Source organism: Nostoc sp. 'Peltigera membranacea cyanobiont' 213 (genome assembly GCF_002245975.1).
GTDB lineage: Bacteria > Cyanobacteriota > Cyanobacteriia > Cyanobacteriales > Nostocaceae > Nostoc.
The window spans coordinates 1-2761 of sequence record NZ_NOLI01000316.1 but is presented as its reverse complement, the minus strand read 5'-3'; the positions used below and the strand labels follow the sequence as shown (position 1 = coordinate 2761).

Annotated in this window: 1 protein-coding gene and 2 pseudogenes; all 3 read left to right on the top strand. The window is 38.1% G+C overall.

What is annotated here, in order from left to right:
* Positions 1–180: double zinc ribbon domain-containing protein (locus tag CDG77_RS34485; RefSeq protein ID WP_190234160.1), on the top strand; the 180-nt coding region annotated here is incomplete at its 5' end.
* A 120-nt stretch (positions 181–300) separates the two neighbouring features.
* A pseudogene (locus CDG77_RS39305) lies at positions 301–780 on the top strand (DUF4158 domain-containing protein); the annotation flags it as partial.
* A 1332-nt stretch (positions 781–2112) separates the two neighbouring features.
* Positions 2113–2743 (top strand): annotated as a pseudogene (locus CDG77_RS39300) (Tn3 family transposase); the annotation flags it as partial.
* Positions 2744–2761: the final 18 nt, after the last annotated feature.

Here is a 2761-nt window from a genome sequence, read left to right as displayed (position 1 = left end):
ATTTGGTTATTAGTGCGATCGCAATGCTGTTTTCTTTGCGGTACTCGTTTACGCAATAGTTGTGCTAACTGCAACGAACCGATTACGTCTTTGAAGTTTCGTTTTTGTCCTTACTGTGGCAAGACATACAAAGAATCAAATGATTCTGAATCTCAAACTAAGCCACCCAAGAAAAATTGAGTCCGCGTATTTTAACTTTTTAAGCACTTAAAGATTGCATGTTGAGATAGTGCAACTTGTAGGCGCAACAGCTTATATCTATAAAAGTAATATCAGCATGGACAAGCCATCAATACCAAAGTGACATCTATAGAACGTACCGCTTATCCTAGATTCAAACGCCAATTTACCACCAAAGAACTTACCGAGATTTATACTCCAACTAAATCCGAAATTGCTTTTGCTTACAATACGACGAAAGGTGAAAGTAATATTTTGAGTCTGCTCGTCATCTTAAAATCATTCCAAAGACTGGGTTATTTCCCATCGATTGCAGATATCCAGATAAAAATCATTAACCATATTCGCAGTCCTTTAAAATTGGCTCTTGATATTGTTGTGGGTTATGAAAATAACAAAACAATGTACCGACATCGAACAGCTATCCGCGAATATCTTCAAGTTAAATCTTTTAATCAAACTGCGCTACATTTAGCGGTATCTGCGGTGAATGAATCAGCCCAAGTGATGGATAATCCTGCCGATTTAATGAATGTCGCTATTGCCGAACTAATTAAAAATAGATATGAGTTGCCAGGATTTAATACCTTAAATAGATTAGTACGCCGAGTTAGGAATGTAGTCAATCAAAACATATTTAGGTTGGTACTTAGTCGCTTAAGCAACGATTATAAACAACGTCTACTCGACCTTTTAGATAATCATCCAGTAGAATATAGAAGTCTCTACAATAATCTCAAGCAACTTCCTAAACGCCCGACCCGCAATCACCTCAATGATTTAATTGTACATTCAATCTGGCTTGATTCTTTGGGAGATATTAAACCACTCCTTGCTGATCTGACAGTAGCTAAGATTCAACACTTTGCTGCCGAAGCGAGAGTATTAGATGCCAGTGAAATCAAAGAGTTCAATTTGCCAAAACGAATTACTCTAATATTATGCCTGATTTACTCGGCAAGCGTGATGACGCGAGATAACTTAGTTGAGATGTTTCTCAAAAAAATGCAGTTAATTCATAATCATGCTAAAAGAGAGTTAGAACTTATCAAACAAAGATATCAATCAACGGTTGAGAAGTTACTGGGGGTGTTCAGTAATGTTCTACAAGTATTAGTTGATGAATCGCCAGAAGTTGGGACTGTCGTTAATGTCGATAAAGTTGATAAGGTCGAGCAAGTTAATCAAGTACTCATTCCATCTGGTGGTGCGGAAAAACTATTAACTGAATGTGAGGCGATAAATGCCTATAAGGGAAATAATTATTTTCCCCTATTGTGGCAATTTTATAAAAGTCACCGCAGTACTTTTTTCCGGTTGCTAAGTGCTTTGAAGTTTTCATCCACTACCAACGAACAAAGTGTAGTTGAGGCATTGAATTTTATTTTAGAAAATCAGTCACGGCGTGGTCAATTCTTCAATAATACTATTGATTTAGATTTTGCTTCTCCTCAATGGCAGAAACTTTTATTTGTAGAACTTGGAAACAAAACTAAAATTGTGCGTCGCCATCTGGAAGTTTGTGTTTTTTCTTACTTAATGGCTGAATTGAGGTCGGGGGATATTTGTGTTAAGGGAAGTGAGAATTACGCTGACCACCGAGAACAGTTGTTACCTTGGTCAGAATGTTTACCACTGATTGACCAGTATTGTCAGGATTTGGGTTTTGCTTCGGATGCCGTTGGTAATGTTTACCAACTCAAGTCTTTGTTGACTGATACAGCATGTCTTGTGGATGCTGGTTATCCAGATAATCGTCAACTTGTGATTAATGATTTGGGTGAACCTGTATTAAAAAAATCTGTACGTCATGATTTGAGTCCATCAGCTAAGACTTTACTTGAGGCTGTGGAACAAAGGTTTGGTGAACGTAATTTGATTGATATTCTGCGGAATGTTGATTATTGGACTAATTTTACACGCCATTTTGGGCCGATGAGCGGCAGCGATCCGAAGTTAGAACGGGCGACGGAACGTTATTTGTTGACTAGTTTCACTTATGGTTGTAATTTGGGGCCGACTCAAGCTGCAAGACACATGCGGGGTATTGTCACAAGTAAGGAAATATCGTTTGTTAATCGCCGTCATGTAAGTGTAGATAAACTGAATGCAGCCCTTGTGGATATTATTAATCGTTACAATGTTTTAAAGCTTCCGAGCATTTGGGGTAATTAGGACGGTATTTCTGTTGCAATATATTTCGGATATGAAGTTACGACAACAGATTACTGCGGCTACGAATATCGTTGAGTCTTATAACGGTTTCTCAAAGTGGTTTTTCTTCGGTGGTTTTGGGGTTATTGCTAATAATGACCCAATTGAGCAGGAGAAGATTGTTAAATATAATGATTTGGTTGCTAATGCTGCGATCTTCCACAATGTTGTGGATTTGACTGAGGTTTTGCGGGATTTGCTCTTATCTGGTTATTTGATTACTCGTGAAGATGTGGTGGCGTTGAGTCCTTATATGACAAGTCATATCAAGCGTTTCGGCGACTACTTGATTGATATGGAGACTGTGCCGAATTTGTTGGATGATGACAAGCTCTTAGTTTTGGCTTGAGAAATTGTGAAGGTAGTT